Source organism: Morganella sp. HSTU-ASny43, from assembly GCF_022819185.1.
Classification (GTDB): Bacteria; Pseudomonadota; Gammaproteobacteria; order Enterobacterales; family Enterobacteriaceae; genus Morganella; species Morganella morganii.
In genome coordinates, this window is sequence record NZ_WSPG01000043.1 from 1 (window position 1) to 17,238 (window position 17,238).

A 17,238-nucleotide genomic window follows, 5' to 3' on the forward strand; every position below is an offset into this window, starting at 1 on the left:
ATAATTGTCTTCTGGAAGCACAGGCTCAAAATCTTATTTCCGTAAATACAGATTGCAGGCAAATGGCGGCTTTTTTCTGGACGGGCTGGGAAGGGGCGGTAATGCGTGCCAAACTGACCCGTAATGGTGAACCGCTGGATCTGTTTATTACAATTTTTATGAAGCAGATACTGGTATAACAGCCGGAAAGATGATGATTCCGGGCTGAAAAATGGTTTTCTCTGATAGCAGACGGCAATGCTTTCGGATACTATTTCCATCCTATGAAAGCCCGCAAACGCCTTGTTCTTATCATTATGTCCGGCATTATGCTGGTCTCCGTCCTGTTTATATCCGGGATCATTCTGGCCATGGATAAAACACCGTATTACGATATTGACCGGAACGGGAAATCATTCGGGCACTCCGTTTTTACATTGTATGACGGTCGGGTGTATGCCGCTGTTCCGTCTGACGGGTATTTTTTAATCCCCGGTGCGGACCCGGACAGTTTCAGATTATTGCCTGACAATAACAACCACAATGGCCGGCAATTTGCAGCCGATAAATATCACGCCTGGTGCGGTAATCTTCCCGTCGCGGATTTTAATCCTCAGACGGCGGTTACTATCGGGAATGGCTATTTTACGGATGGTAAAAATACGGTTTTCTGTGCCCCTTATACGCGGATAAATAATGAACTGACCGGCCTGCAAAAGCTGTATCAGCAATGGCGTTACGGCTGGGGACTGAGTGATAAGCCTCTGACTTACTATTATCCGCAGCAACAGTTGCCACCGTCTGCCACACCTTACCGGATATCAGCGGATTCCGGGCTTGTCAGTAACGGAGAACAGGTTTTCTTTGACGGTAAATTAATGCCGGCGGCAAACCCGGAGACATTGCGTCCTGTGGCTGTCCGGCAGAATGATAAATCAGTGCGTGAGAGCAGGGTGTTTTATCACGACGGGGAACATGTTTATTATCAGCGCCATTTATTACCGCTGAAAGATACAGAATCACTGTATGGTTTTTACCTCGGTAATTTATTTCAGGAAGCCTATTTATTTGATCCGCAAACCGGTCAGGCGGCCATGAATAATGTCATGTTCCCGCCGGAATATGCGCCTTACCGCGTGATCAGTTACTATGGTCAGCATGTAAATCAGGGATTGTTTTTATCCCGGAATGGCGTTTACTTTTATGACCGGAAAAAAGAAAAAATCCGCCGCGCCGGTGATAATCCGCCATTGCAGGATAGTTGCCGGGAAATATCACCGCTGATTTTCACCTGCGGCAATGAAACCCGGTATTTGCAGGGTTCAGAATCATGGGGCGGCCGGAAATCACCGGGTCTTATTTCCCGCAGTACGATACTTTATCGTCTCGGTGATAATACAACGGATAACTGGGAAAAAATCGGCGATATTACTTCTCACCATTACGGGGAGGTCTGGCAGAAAGGCGGACAATATTATTATTTTGACCGGCTGGGCGCATCACAGCTTATGCGCGGACCGATCTATTTAATTCCGGATAATATGACGGTACGCGCGCTGCTGAGTGATGACCTCCGGGTTGATGACCTCCGGAAAATGGCGCATGACGGGCGTTTGCAGGATATTTCTGGTACAGAAATGCTGAAGGCCACTACCCGTTATAAAGAGAGTATGTTCAGTTTCCTGAATTTTTCTGATGATGACTGAGTAACCGCAATTATTTTTCTTATTGAGAATAAATTGCATTTGACAAACACATTCAGATTCATAGAATAGCGCCATCAAAGGTCAATTCTCTGACCCGTAAGCGTTTACGTTAATCAACGCATGTAACTTTGTGCATTACAACAGTTATGTGTTGTTGTGTCGTCACTATACGGAGTCGTCTATGTCTTTTCAGGACAAAAACTATATTTTAGGTTTTCCGAAGCTGCCTCAGCGCGCGTTAATCTTCCTGGTGCCTTTTTTCTTATCGCTGGTTATGAGTGGTATTGTTTCGTTTATCAGTACCGTCAAAGCGCTGGGATTCTCCTGGCTGCTGGTTTCCCCGTGGCTGACGTCATGGGGTATATCCTGGGCCATTGCATTCCCGACCGTCTTATTTGTTCTGCCGTTCGCCCGTAAATTATCGTTATTACTGGTCAGAAGTTCATAATTACGGGATCTGAATCCCTAACCATTGCCGGAATTGTTTTTTTCCTTTTCCGGTAATTGTCACTTCACGGTAGCCCGGTGTGCGGGTCAGCCAGCCCTGTTGCTCACAGTGAGTGAAGAGGGCGGCGCCCAGATAGCCACCGAGGTGAAACCGGCGTTCACTCCAGTCCAGACAGCCGCAGCAGAAAACCCGTTTTACCGTGTGAGCGGCAGGCAGCCCGAGTGCGGTCAGTGCAGATTCTCCCGCCGTTGTCAGCATAGTACCGTCAGCGGTTATCCACCCTTTTTCCTGCATCGCATCATACACAGCCACCGCCGTTTCCCCGGCCAGATGGTCATAACAGGTTCTGGCCTGCCGTAAATGCGGCGGGGCGGAGGATTTGCGGATGGCGGCTGTTACCGGAATACCGGTGAGATTCATCATTTTTTCGATGATTTCGGCCACGTTTAATCCGGCCAGCTGATAATAGCGGTGACGCCCCTGCGGAATACAGATGATCAGCTTTCCGGCGACCAGTTTTGCCAGATGGGCGCTGGCGGTGGAGGCACTGATATCCGCGGCAATGCTCAGTTCAGTTGCTGTCCAGGCTCTGCCGTCCATCAGGGCGCAGAGCATGCGGATACGGGACGGATCAGCCAGTGCCGCAGCCACACCGGCAAGCGCGGTTTCTAACTCAGGTGCGTGTTCTTCTGACATATCAGCTCCGCCGGTTATTCCTGCCCGAAGTCATATTCACGGGTGATCTCAGCAATACGGATGCGGTAAAAAGAGAAAATATCCGCTTTACCTTCTTCCTGAGCCTGCCGGTGCTGCAGGTTTTGTTTCCATTTCAGCAGAGAAGCCTCGTCTTCCCATAATGAGAGCGACAATAATTTACCGGGTGTGCTCAGGCTGGCAAAACGTTCAATGGAGATAAAGCCCTCTGCGTCACTGAGCAGCGGGCGTAATCCGGCAGCGATATCCAGATAGCGGGATTGTTTGTTTTCCGGCATAGTTACTTCAAAAATTACAGCAAACATGGGATTCTCCTTATGCAGTCCGGCTAATCATATCGGAAGCACAGAGAAAACACTTCGCTGAGTAACGAAATAAGAAAAATTACTTCCGGTAGCGGACAGCGATAGCCAGCAGGATTAAGATGACACCGGTTATCTGCATCAGCAGATGTGACGGCATGCCGTGCTGTATGATATCGATAATAAAGCCGGATAATACCTGGCCGCAGATAGCCAGAATGGTGGTCAGTGTGGCGCCGAGCAGCGGCAGAATATAACTGTTTATCACCACGAAACAGGCACCGATAATACCGCCGGTGAATGTAATCAGCGGAATACTGTTCAGTGTGACGGGGAACTGCGGCAGGTAAAACAGTACAACCACACTCAGAAAGATAAAACCGGCAATATGATTAACCAGCGAGGCATAAAACGCATTGCTGCTCTGAGATAATCTGCCGTTAATACTGCGGCTGAAAATAATACAAATGCCATTTGTCAGCGCGATAGTAATATAAAACAGTAACATCATTATTTTCCTGCAATGATCAAAATACAGCCGCTGAATAACAGCAGCAGTGTCAGCCCGTCGCGGCTTGTCACTTTGCGCCGTGTCAGTCCCATCAGACCAAAATGGTCGATAATCAGCCCGGTCACTATCTGCCCCGCAAGCATCAGTACAATCGAGCCGGAGAGTGACAGCGGGCTGTTAACGGTGATCGCCGCCAGCAGTACGGTAAACGCACCGGGTATCCCGCCGAGATAGCACCACAGCGGCATTTTTGTACCGGCGTGGCGTGTCGGCAGGTGCTTTTTCACTGTCAGCCAGATAATCAGGGCAACAATGGCACCGATGCCGTGTGTCAGCCAGGAGGCGTGCAGCGGAGAAGTAAAGGTGGATAAATAGCTGTTGCTCATAATCATCAGGGTGAGTAATACCCCGGAAAGTAAGGCTATCAGCGGTAACAGGATCTCTTTTTTCATCGTTATTTTCACTTTATTGCGGACGGAGAGAGTATAGAGATTGCCGGGGCCCGGAATAAACGCTATAAAAAGAAAAATAGAGTTTCCTGTAAGTTGACAATAAAGGGGCTGCGATGGATTTTTCACTTTTACCGGTGTTTATTGCGATCACCGAGCAGGGAAGCCTGACAAAAGCAGCAGAATATCTGCATATGACCAAATCGGCGGTCAGTAAAAAACTGGCGGCGCTGGAGACTCAAACCGGCATCCGGCTGGTCACCCGTTCCACGCGCCATTTACAACTGACTGAAGCCGGACAGCTTTATTACACCTATCTGAAAAAAGCCCATCAGGCGGTGCTGGACGGGCAGGATGCGTTGTCACATTACAGCCGTGAGGTTGACGGCACACTGAAAATCAGTGCGCCGGCGGTGTTCGGCAGTCTGCATCTGGCTAAATTAATACCTGAATTTTTACAGCGCTGGCCGTCATTACAGGCGGAAATGGTATTTGATGACAAACTGACGGATTTGGTCGGGGAAGGGTTTGATCTGGCTGTCAGGATCGGTGAATTACAGGATTCCTCTCTGATTGCCCGCGTGTTATCTCCCTGCCGCAGCGTGTTGTGTGCGTCTCCCGCCTATCTGGCACAACATGGTACACCTCAGAATCTGACTGACCTGAAATCTCATAATTGCCTGTTTTACAGCTATTTTCAGGCCGGTCAGTCATGGACATTTCTGCACCGGGGAGACGTGGTGCGTTTTACCCCGCAGGGTACTCTGCGTGCCAACAACAGTCTGGCGCTGCATCAGGCTGTTTTACAGGGAACGGGGATCTGCCAGCTGCCGCAGTTTATCGCGGCACCGGATATCCGCGCCGGGCGGCTGATCCCGCTGCTGCCGGAATACCTGCTGCCACGGCATCACATCTATGCGGTTTATCCGGATCGTGAATATCTGCCGAAAAAAGTCTCCGCATTTTTACATTTTTTGCAGGATACGCTGGGTACGGAAGGGCACTATCAGAAAGAATATGAACAGGATTTATCCTTTTTTAAGGCAGCGGAATAAAAACCGGATACATTGGGTAAGGCAATCAGCCTGCTGTTTATATCATTTATTTTAATTTCACTGAGAGGGGTTATATGTCTCTGCAATTGTGGATCGCCAATAAAAATTACTCTTCCTGGTCGCTGAGACCCTGGTTTTTACTGAAAGCCCTGAATATTCCGTTTGATGAACAGTTGGCCACCTTTGTACCGGGCGGCAGCAGTTATGAGAAATTTCTCCGCTTTTCCCCGTCCGGGCTGGTGCCGTGCCTGGTGACAGCGGATACCACGGTCTGGGATTCTCTGGCAATCTGTGAATATATTGCGGAGGATTATCCGCATGTCTGGCCGCAGGAAAAAACCGCCCGTGCCTGGGCGCGCTCTGCCGCGGCAGAAATGCATTCCGGGTTTACCACGCTGCGCCGTGAGTGCCCGCTGAACTGCTCGGAAAGCCGCCCGGCCGCAGAGATGACACCGGAATTACAGAAAGAGTGTCAGCGTCTGGATAAGATCTGGTGTGAGGGATTAACCCGGTTCGGTGGCCCGTGGCTGGCAGGGGAAAATATCAGTGCGGCGGATGCTTTTTATGTGCCGGTGGCCCTGCGGGCACGGACTTATCAGCTGCCGTTTTCAGCGGCGGCACAGACATGGATTGACCGGATCCTGGCGCATCCTGCCATCATTGAGTGGTGTGAGGCGGCAGCGAAAGAAGCGAAAATCGACCACGACTGAATCAGGAAGGGCGGGGATATCCGCCCTGATTATTACTTAACGGCGCTGTCCATCAGGATAAAACGCGGTTCGGCACGCTGATATTTATTAATGGCGGGTACCAGGCGGCGGAAGTGCTCACTGGCACAATGGGCATCCAGCGCGGCCTGATCCGGCCAGGTTTCGATAAAAACAAAATGCCCCGGGTCTTTCTGATCGACAAACAGATCATAACTGATACACAGCGGCTCACGGCGGGTGGCGGCAACCAGTTCTTCATACATCGGCATCAGGATCTCAACGGCATCCGGCTGCATAAAATCTTCAGCAATCACTTTTAACATTGTGTTCCCCTTGTCCGGTGCGGACAACAACATGAAATATCTGCAAATGACTTCCCCGGCAAGCCGTGTAAATTCTGACTGATAACCAGAGCATAAATCACAACAACTACCGGTATAACATTGAGGGGGCAGAATGTCATTATCATTAACTGAAGCCGTGAATCTGTTGAAATCCAAAAAATGGATTGACCTGACACACGCATTTAATGCGGACTCACCGCACTTTTTTATGTTTGAACCGGCGGAGTTTAAAACGCTGTTTGATTACCGTGACGGCTTTTTTGCCCAGCAGTTTACGTTTCCCGGCCAGTACGGCACCCATATTGATGCGCCGTGCCATTTTGTACAGGGGCGGCGCTTTGTGCATGATCTGGAACTGAAAGAGCTGGTGTTGCCGCTGGTGGTGATTGATCAGTCCGCCAGAGCACAGAAAGATGCAGATTTTGCGCTATCCGCAGACGATGTACTGGCTTTTGAACAGATTCACGGACGTATTGAAAGCGGCAGTTTCGTGGCATTGCGCACGGACTGGAGCAAACGCTGGCCGTCACAGGCACTGATGGATAATAAAGATGCGGAAGGCAACAACCATATTCCGGGCTGGGGAATGGACGCACTGGAATTTCTGTTTCGTGAGCGCGGGATCAGCGCCGTGGGGCATGAAACCTTTGATACCGATTCGGCGCAGGATTTCCGCAAAAATAGTGCACTCCGGGCGGAATATTTTGTATTGGATCAGGATGCGTATCAGATAGAGCTGCTGACCAATCTCGATAAAGTCCCGGCCAAAGGTGCGGTGATTTTTAATATCGTGGCAAAGCCGGACAATGCAGGCGGGTTCCCGGTCCGGTCATTTGCCATTTTGCCGGATTAATGCGGCGTATCAGCGGAGATTAAACTGAGAGAAAGTCAGTTGGTTATTCACATAGAGCAACTGATTGATTTCGGTGGCAATCAGTGATTTCAGGTCACTGTCAGATAATGACGCCGGCAGTGACTGCCACAGCCGGGACAAAATAAATTCCTGCTGTTCGCCGTATTCATCATAGTGGGACAGGATTTGTAAGAGTGAGTCTCTGGTGATTTGTCCGGTATGTTTTGTTTTTTTCAGATCACAAATCACCGGAGCCAGTAAACTTACACAGATATCCCGGTATTCCTGACTTTCGGCAGGGAATGTCTCCAGTGTCTGCCATAACAACCGGCGTTCATCGGTAAACACAGGTGTGACAGCAGTCGTTTCAGTGTGACGGTACATAAATATCAATCCTCTTGAGGTTGTCAGGCAAATGCCGTTCGTGTGTTATTTCCCGTCGTAGTCACTATTTTATTTTTATCTGTTATTGCTATATGCAGTCAGATAAAAGGGATATTGCTATCCCTTTATCCGGTATATTTGCCGGTGCTGTCAGCACCAGTGTATTTTATCTGTCGTCAGACAGATATTGCGGCTGTTCAGCCACTGATACAGCCGGTCATCATCATTGTTGTTTTTCAGCTGCAAAATCAGCTGTACGGCAGTACGGAAATAGTCCGGAATGCGGTTGTCCTGCAAGGACTTATGATGATAAATAACATCACGGAACAGATTAACAAAATGACGCAGCGTGAACGAAATTTCTCCCCGGAGAGTGTGAATATTATGCTCTGTCCGGGAAAGATCCTGTGCGGACTCCGCGAAACTGTTTTTGATATCTGACAGCTCTGACTGCTCCGTCTGCGGATAATATGCACTGTACAGCGCATGCAGGGCAGCCAGCTGACGGTTTATTATTCTGCGTTGATTATATTCTTCTTCCAGATCCCACAGCTCACGGTGTGTGTCTTTTATCCAGTATTCATACGTTTCGTTTAATAATCCATCAATCCAGTAACGGGACGCAGATAATATAATTGTGTCAGACAAACAGGCATCCCAGTTATCAGGGTAAGTCTGTATTGTCTGTCTGATCATGGTCAGGTCATGATACTGAAAAGGAATATTCCATTTCTTTCTGCGACGGAACCAATCTGTTGTTTTTAAGTTGTCTGCCTGCTGACGTGTAAGATATTCAGATAATAAATCATTTTCTTTACAGGAGTCTTCTGAGTTATATATTCGATCATCTGACAGATAAAGATGATACATCGTTTTATTAAGCATAAATCCCTCTGGCGAATAAAAGTGAAGCAAAGGAACGCAGCTTAACAGACCCGTTTTTTTCCGGTATTATTTTTGTTTTCTGTTTTTATCACAATTCGTCAGTTTATATGATTACCCCGGGCTTTGCTGGGCGTAAATCCGAAACGCTTACGGTAGCTTTGGGTAAAATACGACTGACTTGAGAACCCTGCTTCCATTGAGACATCAACGATACTCATCTGGGTATTGAGCAGAAGCTGATGGGAAAATAACAACCGCCGTTCGCTTATCCATGCCCGCGGAGATGTACCGTATACCGAGCCGAACAGCTCTTTGAATGTTGTCAGGCCCATACCAAATTCTCTGGAAAATTCATTTAACTTCCAGTCTTTCAGATAGTGCTTTTCCATGAAGCTCTGCAAACGTTCTGCCTGGCGGTTACTCAGCTGACGCAATACCGACATCAGACGTGTGCCTTCTTCACTCAGGGCGATAATTAATAATAATTCCTCCAGCTTCAGCTTTATCAGCGGTGATGGCGCATTATTACAATAAGCATCATAAAACCCGCTGATACTGTTTTTCAGCATAGCGGACTGCGGAAAATAAATGAGTCCGGATGTCGGATCAGTAACACGGTGAAGGTGGCTGAGAGTATCAGAAAAACGGTGAAGAAAATCCCGCAGAAAATGGTTGTTCAGCGGAACCCATAATAAGTTAATTTCGCCGGAAATATGCTGGTATGCATAGCTTCCCTGATTGGAGAAAATAACTTCATTGTCATTAAGTGTGTATGAGTTTATGCAATCCTGCCATTTCATTTTTCCGGACATCAGAAGGTAAAGACCTTTTTCCTGTTGTTCGGTAATATTGAAAATATCGGGCTCAACAATAACAGATTGTATCTCTTTATTATTGTCAGATGTCAAAGTACGTGAGTTCATGGGCATCTCAGAGTGAACAATATGGCTTAATTTTCGGAAATTAAATAACAGGGACAGTGCCAAACCATCCGGTATAAATAATTATATAACTAATATCGGGCTTTTCTACTTGATAATTAGTTTTTATGACATTAACGGCTTTATTTATTGGTTTGGGTGCTATTTTATTTACATGATGAATAACTTCACTGAATAACAAGTAATGTCATTATGAATTATGTTTCTAAAATGATGCTGTTTTGTTGTTGTTATGTTTTTTTGCGGGTGGGGTGTATATACAGTTCATTATCATTGAATCTGTTTTATTGATGGATATATTGAGCGGATATTAATTAATACTGTTGTTACCGGCGAAGGGCAGAGTATTACTCTGCAAAAATGTAATGATTGTTTCTGTTATGATTATTGATGTTATCACTTTTAATTTTATGTTTTTATTATGCTGCATATAGCTGATTAAAATTTTTCTGGTGAATATATAATTTATATATTATTTGTATCGCGGATTATTTCCGGCGGGTAACGCCACCGGACATGACAGATGATACGCCGTTTCGTGATGACTGTCCCTTGCACCACTCACCGTTTTTAATCATTATATAAAAAAATATATAACGAGTGAGGTTACTATGTCGTCCCGTCGTCTGATGCTCTCCGCATTACTGTTCTGTTGTTCCGTACCGGCCGCGGTGGCCGCTGAGTTACATATGTATGCCGGCGCCGGTCTGCGCCCGCCGGTTGAAAAGGTGATCAGCCAGTTTGAAAGAGAGACCGGTAATACGGTAACGGTGGAATATGGCGGTTCCGGACAGATCCTGACCCGGTTTGAACTGACAAAGCAGGGTGATCTGTTTTTCCCGGGATCAGCGGATTACGTGGAAAAGCTGCGGAAAGAAAAACAGGTGACAGACAGTTATCCGATCGTCCGGCATATTCCGGTGATTGCAGTACGCAAAGATAAAGCAGACGGAATTAACAGTATTGCAGATCTTGCCGCAAGTAATCTGCGTATCGGCATGGGGGACCCGAAAGCCATTGCGCTGGGCCGCAGCGGTGAAGTTTTACTGGATGCCAGCGGTTACGGTGATGCACTGCGGGAAAAAGTCATTGTCCGGGCGGCAACGATTAAACACCTGTCGATGTATCTGCTTAACGGTGAGGTGGATGCTGCGGTTATCGGCCGCGCCGATGCCATGAAAAACCACGATAAACTGATTATTCTGCCGTCACCGGAAGGCAGCCCGGAAGAGGTGGCTACGCTGGCGGTACTCAGCACCAGTGCATCCCCGGCAGAAGCAAAACAACTGGCGGAGTATTTTTCCTCTCCGGAAGGGATCAAAGCCTTCACCGATTATGGTTTTCTGCCGGTCAGACCGGCTGATGCACACTGATTCCGGTATTACCGATGTATCCGGTGATGAAATGGGCGCTGGTGCCCCTGTTACTGTTGTTGTGTCTGATTACCGGGTCTCTGCTGGCGTTACTGTTTCAGGTAACGCCGGCGTTGCTGACTAAGCTGATTACTGACCCTGAATTTCATTTTGCGGTGCTGATGTCGCTGGCAACCTCACTGACATCGCTGGTACTGGCATTTCTGATTGCCGTACCGGCCGCCTGGGTGATGGTGCGGGGGGATTTCCCCGGCAAGCGGGTGGCGGATGCGCTGTTTGATGTCCCGCTGGTCACGCCGCCGCTGGTGATTGGTATCGGGTTGTTACTGCTGCTGGGCAGTCAGGGCCCGCTGGCCGGAATTTTCCCGCAGTTGGGGCGCTGGCTGTTTTCCCCGGTGGGTGTGATTATTGCCCAGACCTATGTCGCGTCAGCGGTTCTGTACCGTTCGGCGCAGGGGGCGTTTGCCTCGGTGGATCCGGCATATGTCCGCACGGCAATGAATCTCGGGCTGACCCCCGGAAAAACCCTGCTGCTGGCGGAAATTCCGTTGTGTCTGCAGGGATTGCTGAGCGGCGGGATCCTCGCCTACTCCCGGGCGCTGGGGGAGTTCGGTGCCACACTGATGCTGGCCGGTGCCACCCGCTTTAAAACCGAAACTCTGCCAATGGCAATTTATCTTAATATTGCCAGCGGTGATTTTTCACTCGCGCTCGGCTGCGCGCTGATCCTGATGGCACTGGCGATTGTTTTGCTGGTCGCATTGCACCGGCTGAAAAGGCAACCTTCACATGCTGCACGTTGAACATCTGAGTGCGGGGATCCTGCAGGATCTCTCGCTGACACTGCCGCGCGCACAATGTACCGCGATCTGCGGCCCTTCCGGCAGCGGAAAAACCACATTACTGAACTGCATTGCCGGTTATCTGCCTTATCAGGGCTCCATCCGGCTCGGGGATGTTCCCCTGGATCCGCTGCCGGTCTGGAAACGCCCCTGCCGTTATCTTAATCAGCGGCTGTGGCTGTTTCCGTGGCTGACGGTTCTGGGCAATTTACGGCTGGCACAGTATGCCGCCGGGTTAAAGCGGGACAAATCACAGGCTCTGGCACTGCTGGATAAAATGCAGGTGGCACATCTGGCGGCGCGTTTTCCGCATCAGATTTCCGGCGGGGAACAGCAGCGGGTGGCACTGGCCCGCGCACTGATCTCACCGCCGGCACTGCTGTTGCTGGACGAACCGTTTTCCGGGCTGGATTGGGCGACCCGCAGGCAGTTATGGCCGCAGATTAATCTGCTGAAAGAAGAAGGGATCACCACGATTCTGGTCACGCATGAACCTGAAGAGGCAGAGGCGCTGGCACAATACCGCTTAGCGGCAGAAGGCGGAAAAATCCGGGGGACTAAAGGGGCCTGAGAGGGATAAAATCCTGTCGTAATTGTGATATTTTTATTCTGCCCTCTTCAGTTAAGGTAGACCCCTGAGAGGGCGGTGACGGATTGTAATGAAGGGATGCTGTCACAGGGTACACGGAGTGTATCCGGCTATAGTCACCGCTTTCTCTATTTCCCTGATTACATACTGATACTGGTCTTAATCCGCCCTTTACCGGCGCGGCGGCTGCGTACAATATGCAAAAGTATCTTCCGTAACGTAAAAATACCATCACAAAGGTCTGCCATGCTTAATATTATGCTGACATCCCTTTGGTTTTTATGGGGATTGTTACTGTATGCAGTGATAGCCGGGCACGCATCGTGGCCTGTTTATTTAACAGGTATCGCCGCCGTTATCTGTGCTATTACGATTCTCCCGGAAAGGAAAAGGAAAAACGTCATGTTCGGTAAGAAAAAACAAGCAGATACCCCTGAAACGGAGCCGGTTGCGGCACCGTTGCAAAAAACCAGAGAAGAAAGAGAAGAAGAAGAAGAACGAAAAGCGGCTGAACTCAGTGCTCAGGCAAATGAAATTACCCAGTTGCTGTCAGCTCGTGGTGAAGAGAAACAGCGTCCGCTGGCGTCTCTTGAATCCCGCCAGCCGACGGTGATCAGCAAAGAAACCCGCCTGACCGGTGATGTTGAAATCAGCGGTAATCTGCAAATCTGGGGTAAAATTAAGGGACAAATCAAAGCCCGTTCCGGCTCGGTCAGCATTATGCAGTCCGGTGTGGTGGAAGGGGATATTTTTGCCGAAACCCTGCTGATTGACGGCGTGCTGACCGGCACCTGTACCGTCGAACAGCTGGAAATTCTTGAGCACGGTGAGCTTAACGGCGTCTGCCGCGCCTCTAATTTCTCTATCCGCAAAGGCGGTACCTTTATCGGCCAGTCAGAGCCGTATGCCCCTGCCGGTAAAGCGGCTGCCGCAGCACAGGCACCGCAGTCCCGCCCGGAAAATAATAAGCCGGCAGCAGTGACTGAGCTGAAGCAGTCTGAAAAATCAGACGCAGCGGCGGAAAAATCACAGGAATCCGCGCCGAAATCGTCGTCACAGAACGGTAACGGAAAAAACAAAGAGCCGCAGACAGTCCCGTCTGTCTTTAAGCGCGTGTAACCGCGCCGCCCTCACGTAAATCCGTTATACTCCTCCGGTATATTTTATGACTGAATGAACCGGAGGATTATATGCTTACTCTTGGTACCCCGCGTCTGCACCTGCGTCCCTGGACACCGGATGATTATGCACCGTTCCGTGCACTGAATGCGGATCCGGACGTTATGCGCTTTTTTCCGGCCTGCCTGAGTGCGGCAGAAAGTGATGCGATGGCGGATGAAATTACCCGTCGTTTTGAACGGCAGAAAGCATTCGGGCTATGGGTGGCGGAAGAAAAAAGCAGCGGGGAATTTACCGGGTTTGTTGGTCTTAATATCCCGTCCGCGCCGTTTGATTTCAGTCCGTGTACTGAAATCGGCTGGCGTCTGGCGAAACGCTTTCACGGTAAAGGTTATGCAACCGAAGCGGCAAACGCGGTGCTGCAACATGCCTTTATGACGCTGAATATGCCGGAGATTGTCGCGTTTACCGCGAAGGTAAATCTGCCTTCTGAACGGGTGATGGTGAAAACGGGAATGCGGTATCAGCGGGAGTTTCTGCATCCGTCACTGGAACAGGGGCATCCGTTACAGACGCATGTGCTGTATAAGATCACACAGGCGGAATACCGCGCGCGTCAGTCCTGATTATTGCGGGGCGAGCGGCGGCGCTGCGGCAGAGGCGGTACCGGCTTTTTGTCATCAATAAGGTGACGGACAGCCAGGATCGGATGATGCCACAGCATACGCGGCCCGGCCCAGCGCATAATCACTTTCATCTCTTCCCGCGGTTTTGGCTGATAACAGTGCACCGGGCACTGTTTGCAGGCTGGTTTGTCTTCACCGTAACGGCATTTTTCCAGCCGTTTCACTGCATACGCCAGCAGATCGCGGTAATGTTCCGGAGTATCTGCCGGTGCCGGATGGCGCTGTTCATACAGTTCCACCATACGGGTAACGGTTTTTATTTCCCGTAAAATACGTTTGCCGGCCATCAGAAACTCCTCTTTCATGCTGTAAAGCCCATAAATTTAAATACTGTGCTTAAAATTCGCTTTCTTTTTATTTAAAAATAAAATACTGTATATGCATACAGTTTACGGAGAGCAACATCATGCGTATTGAAATTCTGTTAGATAAACGAAATGCAGTGCCTGCGCATCTTATTCAGTCCCTTGAAGTCCAGTTAAAACGCCGGATCCTGCCGTTATATCCGGATATGCAGTTCCGTATTGCGCAAAGCAGTCAGACCACGATTAATATTTCCGGCGTGAAATCCCCCGACGATAAACAGTCGCTGATGGATACTATTCAGACCATCTGGGAAGATGACAGCTGGATGGATGATGACAACGCGCAATCATGATTTTCTTCCTGTTACAGGAAACGCTATCTCCCGGTTTTTGTGCCTTCAGGGGAGATAGCGGTCTTTTTTCGCTGTTCAGTGATTACAGATTTTCTCAGCCGATGTGCTGAATCCCTCTTCAGTACCGATAAACTTCCCGCGTGCCGCCAGAAAACTGACCAGCGCTTTTGCATCCATATTCTCTGCCGAGCAGGTATGGAAACGGGTATCTTCGCCGAACGTGGCGTGAATATCGGCGATAAGTGATTCTGTGGTGTAATTCTTCCCGCTTTCAATAATCATATTCATGACCTCGTGGCCATGGACAGAGGCTTTCTCAGACATAATAACTCCGGTCGGATAGTAAAGATGTAATTATTATGCATCTTTTGATGTGCAATAGATTGCGTCAGGTCAGATTATGGTGCGAAAGGGAAGGAGACATAAGATAACGCCCGCGAAAGGGCGTTATCTGACAGGGGAGAAACTTACTGACACTCCGTTAAAATGCGCTGCATCTCATCTTTTACGTGCAGTTTTTCTTTTTTCAGCCGGACGACATTGTCGTTATAGCCTGCGCCGTTCGGGCCTTCAAGCTCGGCAATTTCATTATTTAACTGATGATGTTTCAGATACAGTGCGGCAAAACGAGGATTTGAATCTTTAAGCTGTGCTATAAGGGCTTGCTGATCAAGTGGCATAGAACCTCCTGTTTGACGGGGAATACAGCTTTTTCAGTATAACAAATGTACGCCGGAATGCATGGGGCGTATCGTTATATCCGTGATCAAAATGGCATAAATACATCGTGATTTATTGATGGTGATGATGGCATCCGGCAGAGTTATTGGTTTAACACACTGGCAGTGGTGATTTATCTGAGATTATCTGCCATTTTGTAAGAATATTCTGTGTTTTACTCTGGCGGTGAACTAAAGATTATTATAATGTTCTTAATAGTCAGCATGAAGATTATGAGACGATTTCATAATCAAATGTACTTATAAAACAAGGTAATTATTTGATGAAAAAATTGATCCTTCCTGTTATGGCCATGTTCGCTGCCGCAGGCGCTTATGCTGAAGAAGCAAAAACCACTGATATGGAGCCGCTGAAGATTGTGAAAACTGACAACGGCATGAGTGAGTTGAAACACTTCCCGCAGGCTGCGTCAGATCAGGTTCGCCATGTGATTGCCGTAGAGCCGAAAGCCGATGAAGGGCAGTACAAAATTGAGCTGGTGATCGGTAAAAAACAGATGGTGGACTGTAACCACCAGTGGTTCGGCGGTACGCTGACACAGAAAACCGTTGATGGTTTCGGCTATGACTATTATGAGACCGGCGACTTAACCGGGCCGATGTCCACCATGATGGGCTGCCTCAATAATGAAAAACGCGAAGCGTTTGTCAGCGCTAACCTGGGTGACGAAGCATTCGTCCGTTACAACAGCCGCCTGCCGGTTGTGGTGTACGCCCCGAAAGATGTGGAAGTAAAATACCGTATCTGGAGCACGGATAATCAGCTGCTGGATGCACCGGCCAAATAATCCGTTAATATCTGATACATAAAACACGGCGCCTGCCGTGTTTTTTGTTTTTTATTCGGTTCTGTCATCATTTCGTCGTACACTTAAACCCATACTGTTTACGGGCGTAATTGTCGTCTATCACTGAGGCTATTGATTATGGAATTTCAGCCATCCCGCCAGATAGCAACTGTGCTGCAATGGGTTCTGAATATTGCACTGCTGATTTTAGGTGTGCTGCTGATTGTATTTATGGGAAAGGAAACACTGACGCTGATTAATCTGCTGTTTTCCGCGCAGGAGAAAACAACCTATCTGTTATTAGACAGTATCGTGACCTATTTCCTCTATTTTGAATTTATTGCCTTAATTGTGAAGTATTTTTCGTCGGGCTACCATTTTCCGCTGCGCTATTTTATCTACATCGGCATTACGGCGATGGTGCGTTTAATTATTGTCGATCATTCAGATGCCAATGCGACATTCCTGCATACCCTGTCAATACTGGCGCTGACCGTGGCATTATATCTGGCAAATACCGATAAGCTTAAACGCAGCTGAAATAACATGCCCCGCTGTGACGCGGGGCAGAATAAACAGACTGACGGGATCAGCGGATAACCATCACCGAGGTTTTGGCGTGACGGACAATCGTTGCGGCGGTAGAGCCGAGCAGGAATGTTGCCGCACCCGGGCGGTGAGAGCCCATCAGGATCAGGTCGGCGTTAATATCTTTGGCATAAGAGAGAATTTCGTTTTTGGCTGATCCGATAGCCGCGTGCAGGGTGTACTGACTTTCCGGCACAGCAATTCCTTTAATAATTTCTTTCAGTGCGGCAAGCGCCAGCTCAATGCGCTCTCCGGATTCCCGCATACTGACCGGCATTGAGGCGTATTCCACCCCGAAGAACATTTCCACGTTAGGGATAACGGTAAAGAAGTGGATCTTCGGATTATCAATTTTCGCCAGTGCTTCCACATGGGGCAGCATTTTGTCTGTCAGGTCATCTTCAAGAATATCAATCGGAACCAGAATCGTGTTGTACATACAGCCTCCTGTTAACTGAAATCAGTAACAGTATGACAAAAAATGACAGCGTGTGCTGTGATCATGACGGCAGCTTATTTAATTTGTGAAATGAAAATAACTATCGTTTATTTTTATTATTAACAATAATAAAAA

26 protein-coding genes are annotated in these 17,238 nt (G+C 48.6%); 14 read left to right on the forward strand and 12 right to left on the reverse strand.

Features of this window, described 5'->3' with window-relative positions:
• From GN208_RS16800 to GN208_RS16810, 3 genes are all read left to right on the forward strand, one after another.
• On the forward strand, positions 1-179 hold a 179-nt coding region (locus tag GN208_RS16800; protein ID WP_243828491.1), incomplete at its 5' end, for a TetR family transcriptional regulator C-terminal domain-containing protein.
• Positions 180-263: 84 nt separating this feature from the next.
• Positions 264-1,685, forward strand: coding sequence for a DKNYY domain-containing protein (locus tag GN208_RS16805; protein WP_004238320.1), 1,422 nt, complete (start codon positions 264-266; stop codon positions 1,683-1,685).
• A 181-nt stretch (positions 1,686-1,866) separates the two neighbouring features.
• The gene (locus tag GN208_RS16810) at positions 1,867-2,133 is read left to right on the forward strand and encodes a DUF2798 domain-containing protein (protein WP_004238319.1); all 267 of its coding nucleotides are present in this window, start codon (positions 1,867-1,869) and stop codon (positions 2,131-2,133) included.
• Here GN208_RS16810 and GN208_RS16815 read toward each other — a convergent pair whose 3' ends face one another.
• The 4 genes from GN208_RS16815 to GN208_RS16830 all read right to left on the reverse strand — a co-directional run bounded on the left by GN208_RS16815 (position 2,134) and on the right by GN208_RS16830 (position 4,112).
• A complete protein-coding gene (locus GN208_RS16815) occupies positions 2,134-2,829 on the reverse strand; it encodes a winged helix-turn-helix domain-containing protein (RefSeq protein ID WP_004238317.1) in 696 nt (231 codons plus the stop codon).
• Positions 2,830-2,843: 14 nt separating this feature from the next.
• Positions 2,844-3,152 (reverse strand): antibiotic biosynthesis monooxygenase, encoded by a 309-nt coding sequence (locus GN208_RS16820; RefSeq protein WP_004240892.1) that lies wholly within the window; start codon positions 3,150-3,152, stop codon positions 2,844-2,846.
• Between the two features lie 79 nt (positions 3,153-3,231).
• Entirely contained in the window at positions 3,232-3,660 is a 429-nt protein-coding gene (locus tag GN208_RS16825; protein ID WP_004238314.1) for a DMT family transporter, read from the reverse strand.
• Positions 3,660-4,112, reverse strand: coding sequence for a DMT family transporter (locus tag GN208_RS16830; RefSeq protein ID WP_004238313.1), 453 nt, complete (start codon positions 4,110-4,112; stop codon positions 3,660-3,662). Before GN208_RS16830 ends, GN208_RS16825 begins: the two co-directional genes overlap by 1 nt.
• Positions 4,113-4,225: 113 nt before the next feature.
• Here GN208_RS16830 and GN208_RS16835 point away from each other — a divergent pair, with 113 nt between their 5' ends.
• On the forward strand, positions 4,226-5,164 hold the full coding sequence (locus GN208_RS16835; RefSeq protein ID WP_004238312.1) for a LysR family transcriptional regulator: 939 nt from the start codon (positions 4,226-4,228) through the stop codon (positions 5,162-5,164).
• A 74-nt stretch (positions 5,165-5,238) separates the two neighbouring features.
• The gene (locus GN208_RS16840) at positions 5,239-5,874 is read left to right on the forward strand and encodes a glutathione S-transferase family protein (protein WP_004238311.1); all 636 of its coding nucleotides are present in this window, start codon (positions 5,239-5,241) and stop codon (positions 5,872-5,874) included.
• A gap of 32 nt (positions 5,875-5,906) precedes the next feature.
• Here GN208_RS16840 and GN208_RS16845 read toward each other — a convergent pair whose 3' ends face one another.
• Positions 5,907-6,197, reverse strand: a complete 291-nt coding sequence (locus tag GN208_RS16845; RefSeq protein ID WP_004238308.1) for a putative quinol monooxygenase — start codon at positions 6,195-6,197, stop codon at positions 5,907-5,909.
• Positions 6,198-6,330: 133 nt separating this feature from the next.
• On the opposite strand from GN208_RS16845, the gene GN208_RS16850 reads away from it, so the two are divergent.
• Positions 6,331-7,071, forward strand: a complete 741-nt coding sequence (locus GN208_RS16850) for a cyclase family protein (protein WP_004238305.1) — start codon at positions 6,331-6,333, stop codon at positions 7,069-7,071.
• A gap of 9 nt (positions 7,072-7,080) precedes the next feature.
• On the opposite strand, the gene GN208_RS16855 is transcribed toward GN208_RS16850, so the two are convergent.
• From GN208_RS16855 to GN208_RS16865, 3 genes are all read right to left on the reverse strand, one after another.
• Positions 7,081-7,455, reverse strand: coding sequence for a hypothetical protein (locus GN208_RS16855; protein ID WP_004238304.1), 375 nt, complete (start codon positions 7,453-7,455; stop codon positions 7,081-7,083).
• A 150-nt stretch (positions 7,456-7,605) separates the two neighbouring features.
• Positions 7,606-8,103 (reverse strand): hypothetical protein, encoded by a 498-nt coding sequence (locus GN208_RS16860; protein WP_225310054.1) that lies wholly within the window; start codon positions 8,101-8,103, stop codon positions 7,606-7,608.
• A gap of 335 nt (positions 8,104-8,438) precedes the next feature.
• Positions 8,439-9,263: an AraC family transcriptional regulator gene (locus GN208_RS16865; protein WP_015422911.1), complete on the reverse strand. Its 825-nt coding sequence runs from the start codon at positions 9,261-9,263 to the stop codon at positions 8,439-8,441.
• Between the two features lie 629 nt (positions 9,264-9,892).
• Between GN208_RS16865 and modA the strand changes: the two genes are divergently transcribed.
• From modA to GN208_RS16890, 5 genes are all read left to right on the forward strand, one after another.
• The gene (gene modA / locus GN208_RS16870; protein ID WP_004238300.1) at positions 9,893-10,654 is read left to right on the forward strand and encodes a molybdate ABC transporter substrate-binding protein; all 762 of its coding nucleotides are present in this window, start codon (positions 9,893-9,895) and stop codon (positions 10,652-10,654) included.
• Positions 10,655-10,668: 14 nt separating this feature from the next.
• A complete protein-coding gene (locus GN208_RS16875; RefSeq protein ID WP_004238298.1) occupies positions 10,669-11,457 on the forward strand; it encodes an ABC transporter permease in 789 nt (262 codons plus the stop codon).
• Positions 11,444-12,067 carry an ATP-binding cassette domain-containing protein gene (locus GN208_RS16880; RefSeq protein ID WP_004238296.1) on the forward strand — a complete coding sequence of 208 codons (624 nt, stop codon included), beginning with the start codon at positions 11,444-11,446 and terminating at the stop codon, positions 12,065-12,067. Before GN208_RS16875 ends, GN208_RS16880 begins: the two co-directional genes overlap by 14 nt.
• A 420-nt stretch (positions 12,068-12,487) precedes the next feature.
• Positions 12,488-13,204, forward strand: a complete 717-nt coding sequence (locus tag GN208_RS16885) for a polymer-forming cytoskeletal protein (protein WP_061057502.1) — start codon at positions 12,488-12,490, stop codon at positions 13,202-13,204.
• 71 nt (positions 13,205-13,275) lie between these two features.
• Complete coding sequence (locus GN208_RS16890) at positions 13,276-13,830, forward strand: GNAT family N-acetyltransferase (RefSeq protein WP_061057501.1); 555 nt, start codon at positions 13,276-13,278, stop codon at positions 13,828-13,830.
• On the opposite strand, the gene GN208_RS16895 is transcribed toward GN208_RS16890, so the two are convergent.
• Positions 13,821-14,177 carry a nitrous oxide-stimulated promoter family protein gene (locus tag GN208_RS16895; protein ID WP_015422908.1) on the reverse strand — a complete coding sequence of 119 codons (357 nt, stop codon included), beginning with the start codon at positions 14,175-14,177 and terminating at the stop codon, positions 13,821-13,823. The two genes, GN208_RS16890 and GN208_RS16895, sit on opposite strands and share 10 nt — an antisense overlap.
• Before the next feature lie 119 nt (positions 14,178-14,296).
• Between GN208_RS16895 and GN208_RS16900 the strand changes: the two genes are divergently transcribed.
• A complete protein-coding gene (locus GN208_RS16900; RefSeq protein ID WP_004238291.1) occupies positions 14,297-14,548 on the forward strand; it encodes a DinI family protein in 252 nt (83 codons plus the stop codon).
• 75 nt (positions 14,549-14,623) lie between these two features.
• On the opposite strand, the gene GN208_RS16905 is transcribed toward GN208_RS16900, so the two are convergent.
• Complete coding sequence (locus GN208_RS16905; protein WP_004240880.1) at positions 14,624-14,872, reverse strand: YecH family metal-binding protein; 249 nt, start codon at positions 14,870-14,872, stop codon at positions 14,624-14,626.
• 143 nt (positions 14,873-15,015) lie between these two features.
• Positions 15,016-15,228 carry a DUF465 domain-containing protein gene (locus GN208_RS16910; protein WP_004238289.1) on the reverse strand — a complete coding sequence of 71 codons (213 nt, stop codon included), beginning with the start codon at positions 15,226-15,228 and terminating at the stop codon, positions 15,016-15,018.
• Positions 15,229-15,551: 323 nt separating this feature from the next.
• On the opposite strand from GN208_RS16910, the gene eco reads away from it, so the two are divergent.
• On the forward strand, positions 15,552-16,076 hold the full coding sequence (gene eco, locus GN208_RS16915; protein WP_004240879.1) for a serine protease inhibitor ecotin: 525 nt from the start codon (positions 15,552-15,554) through the stop codon (positions 16,074-16,076).
• Between the two features lie 135 nt (positions 16,077-16,211).
• Positions 16,212-16,616 carry a phosphate-starvation-inducible protein PsiE gene (gene psiE / locus GN208_RS16920; RefSeq protein ID WP_170927039.1) on the forward strand — a complete coding sequence of 135 codons (405 nt, stop codon included), beginning with the start codon at positions 16,212-16,214 and terminating at the stop codon, positions 16,614-16,616.
• Between the two features lie 49 nt (positions 16,617-16,665).
• Here the strand turns inward: psiE and GN208_RS16925 are convergent, their stop codons facing one another.
• Positions 16,666-17,103, reverse strand: a complete 438-nt coding sequence (locus GN208_RS16925; RefSeq protein WP_004238583.1) for a universal stress protein — start codon at positions 17,101-17,103, stop codon at positions 16,666-16,668.
• Positions 17,104-17,238: the final 135 nt, after the last annotated feature.

Excerpts from the sequence above, each read along its gene's own strand:
- GN208_RS16805 (WP_004238320.1), top strand. The coding sequence starts at position 264 with ATGAAAGCCCGCAAACGCCTTGTTCTTATCATTATGTCCGGCATTATG.
- GN208_RS16810 (WP_004238319.1), top strand. The coding sequence starts at position 1,867 with ATGTCTTTTCAGGACAAAAACTATATTTTAGGTTTTCCGAAGCTGCCT.
- GN208_RS16815 (WP_004238317.1), bottom strand. The coding sequence starts at position 2,829 with ATGTCAGAAGAACACGCACCTGAGTTAGAAACCGCGCTTGCCGGTGTG.
- GN208_RS16820 (WP_004240892.1), bottom strand. The coding sequence starts at position 3,152 with ATGTTTGCTGTAATTTTTGAAGTAACTATGCCGGAAAACAAACAATCC.
- GN208_RS16825 (WP_004238314.1), bottom strand. The coding sequence starts at position 3,660 with ATGATGTTACTGTTTTATATTACTATCGCGCTGACAAATGGCATTTGT.
- GN208_RS16830 (WP_004238313.1), bottom strand. The coding sequence starts at position 4,112 with ATGAAAAAAGAGATCCTGTTACCGCTGATAGCCTTACTTTCCGGGGTA.
- GN208_RS16835 (WP_004238312.1), top strand. The coding sequence starts at position 4,226 with ATGGATTTTTCACTTTTACCGGTGTTTATTGCGATCACCGAGCAGGGA.
- GN208_RS16840 (WP_004238311.1), top strand. The coding sequence starts at position 5,239 with ATGTCTCTGCAATTGTGGATCGCCAATAAAAATTACTCTTCCTGGTCG.
- GN208_RS16845 (WP_004238308.1), bottom strand. The coding sequence starts at position 6,197 with ATGTTAAAAGTGATTGCTGAAGATTTTATGCAGCCGGATGCCGTTGAG.
- GN208_RS16850 (WP_004238305.1), top strand. The coding sequence starts at position 6,331 with ATGTCATTATCATTAACTGAAGCCGTGAATCTGTTGAAATCCAAAAAA.
- GN208_RS16855 (WP_004238304.1), bottom strand. The coding sequence starts at position 7,455 with ATGTACCGTCACACTGAAACGACTGCTGTCACACCTGTGTTTACCGAT.
- GN208_RS16865 (WP_015422911.1), bottom strand. The coding sequence starts at position 9,263 with ATGAACTCACGTACTTTGACATCTGACAATAATAAAGAGATACAATCT.
- modA (WP_004238300.1), top strand. The coding sequence starts at position 9,893 with ATGTCGTCCCGTCGTCTGATGCTCTCCGCATTACTGTTCTGTTGTTCC.
- GN208_RS16875 (WP_004238298.1), top strand. The coding sequence starts at position 10,669 with ATGTATCCGGTGATGAAATGGGCGCTGGTGCCCCTGTTACTGTTGTTG.
- GN208_RS16880 (WP_004238296.1), top strand. The coding sequence starts at position 11,444 with ATGCTGCACGTTGAACATCTGAGTGCGGGGATCCTGCAGGATCTCTCG.
- GN208_RS16885 (WP_061057502.1), top strand. The coding sequence starts at position 12,488 with ATGTTCGGTAAGAAAAAACAAGCAGATACCCCTGAAACGGAGCCGGTT.
- GN208_RS16890 (WP_061057501.1), top strand. The coding sequence starts at position 13,276 with ATGCTTACTCTTGGTACCCCGCGTCTGCACCTGCGTCCCTGGACACCG.
- GN208_RS16895 (WP_015422908.1), bottom strand. The coding sequence starts at position 14,177 with ATGGCCGGCAAACGTATTTTACGGGAAATAAAAACCGTTACCCGTATG.
- GN208_RS16900 (WP_004238291.1), top strand. The coding sequence starts at position 14,297 with ATGCGTATTGAAATTCTGTTAGATAAACGAAATGCAGTGCCTGCGCAT.
- GN208_RS16905 (WP_004240880.1), bottom strand. The coding sequence starts at position 14,872 with ATGTCTGAGAAAGCCTCTGTCCATGGCCACGAGGTCATGAATATGATT.
- GN208_RS16910 (WP_004238289.1), bottom strand. The coding sequence starts at position 15,228 with ATGCCACTTGATCAGCAAGCCCTTATAGCACAGCTTAAAGATTCAAAT.
- eco (WP_004240879.1), top strand. The coding sequence starts at position 15,552 with ATGAAAAAATTGATCCTTCCTGTTATGGCCATGTTCGCTGCCGCAGGC.
- GN208_RS16925 (WP_004238583.1), bottom strand. The coding sequence starts at position 17,103 with ATGTACAACACGATTCTGGTTCCGATTGATATTCTTGAAGATGACCTG.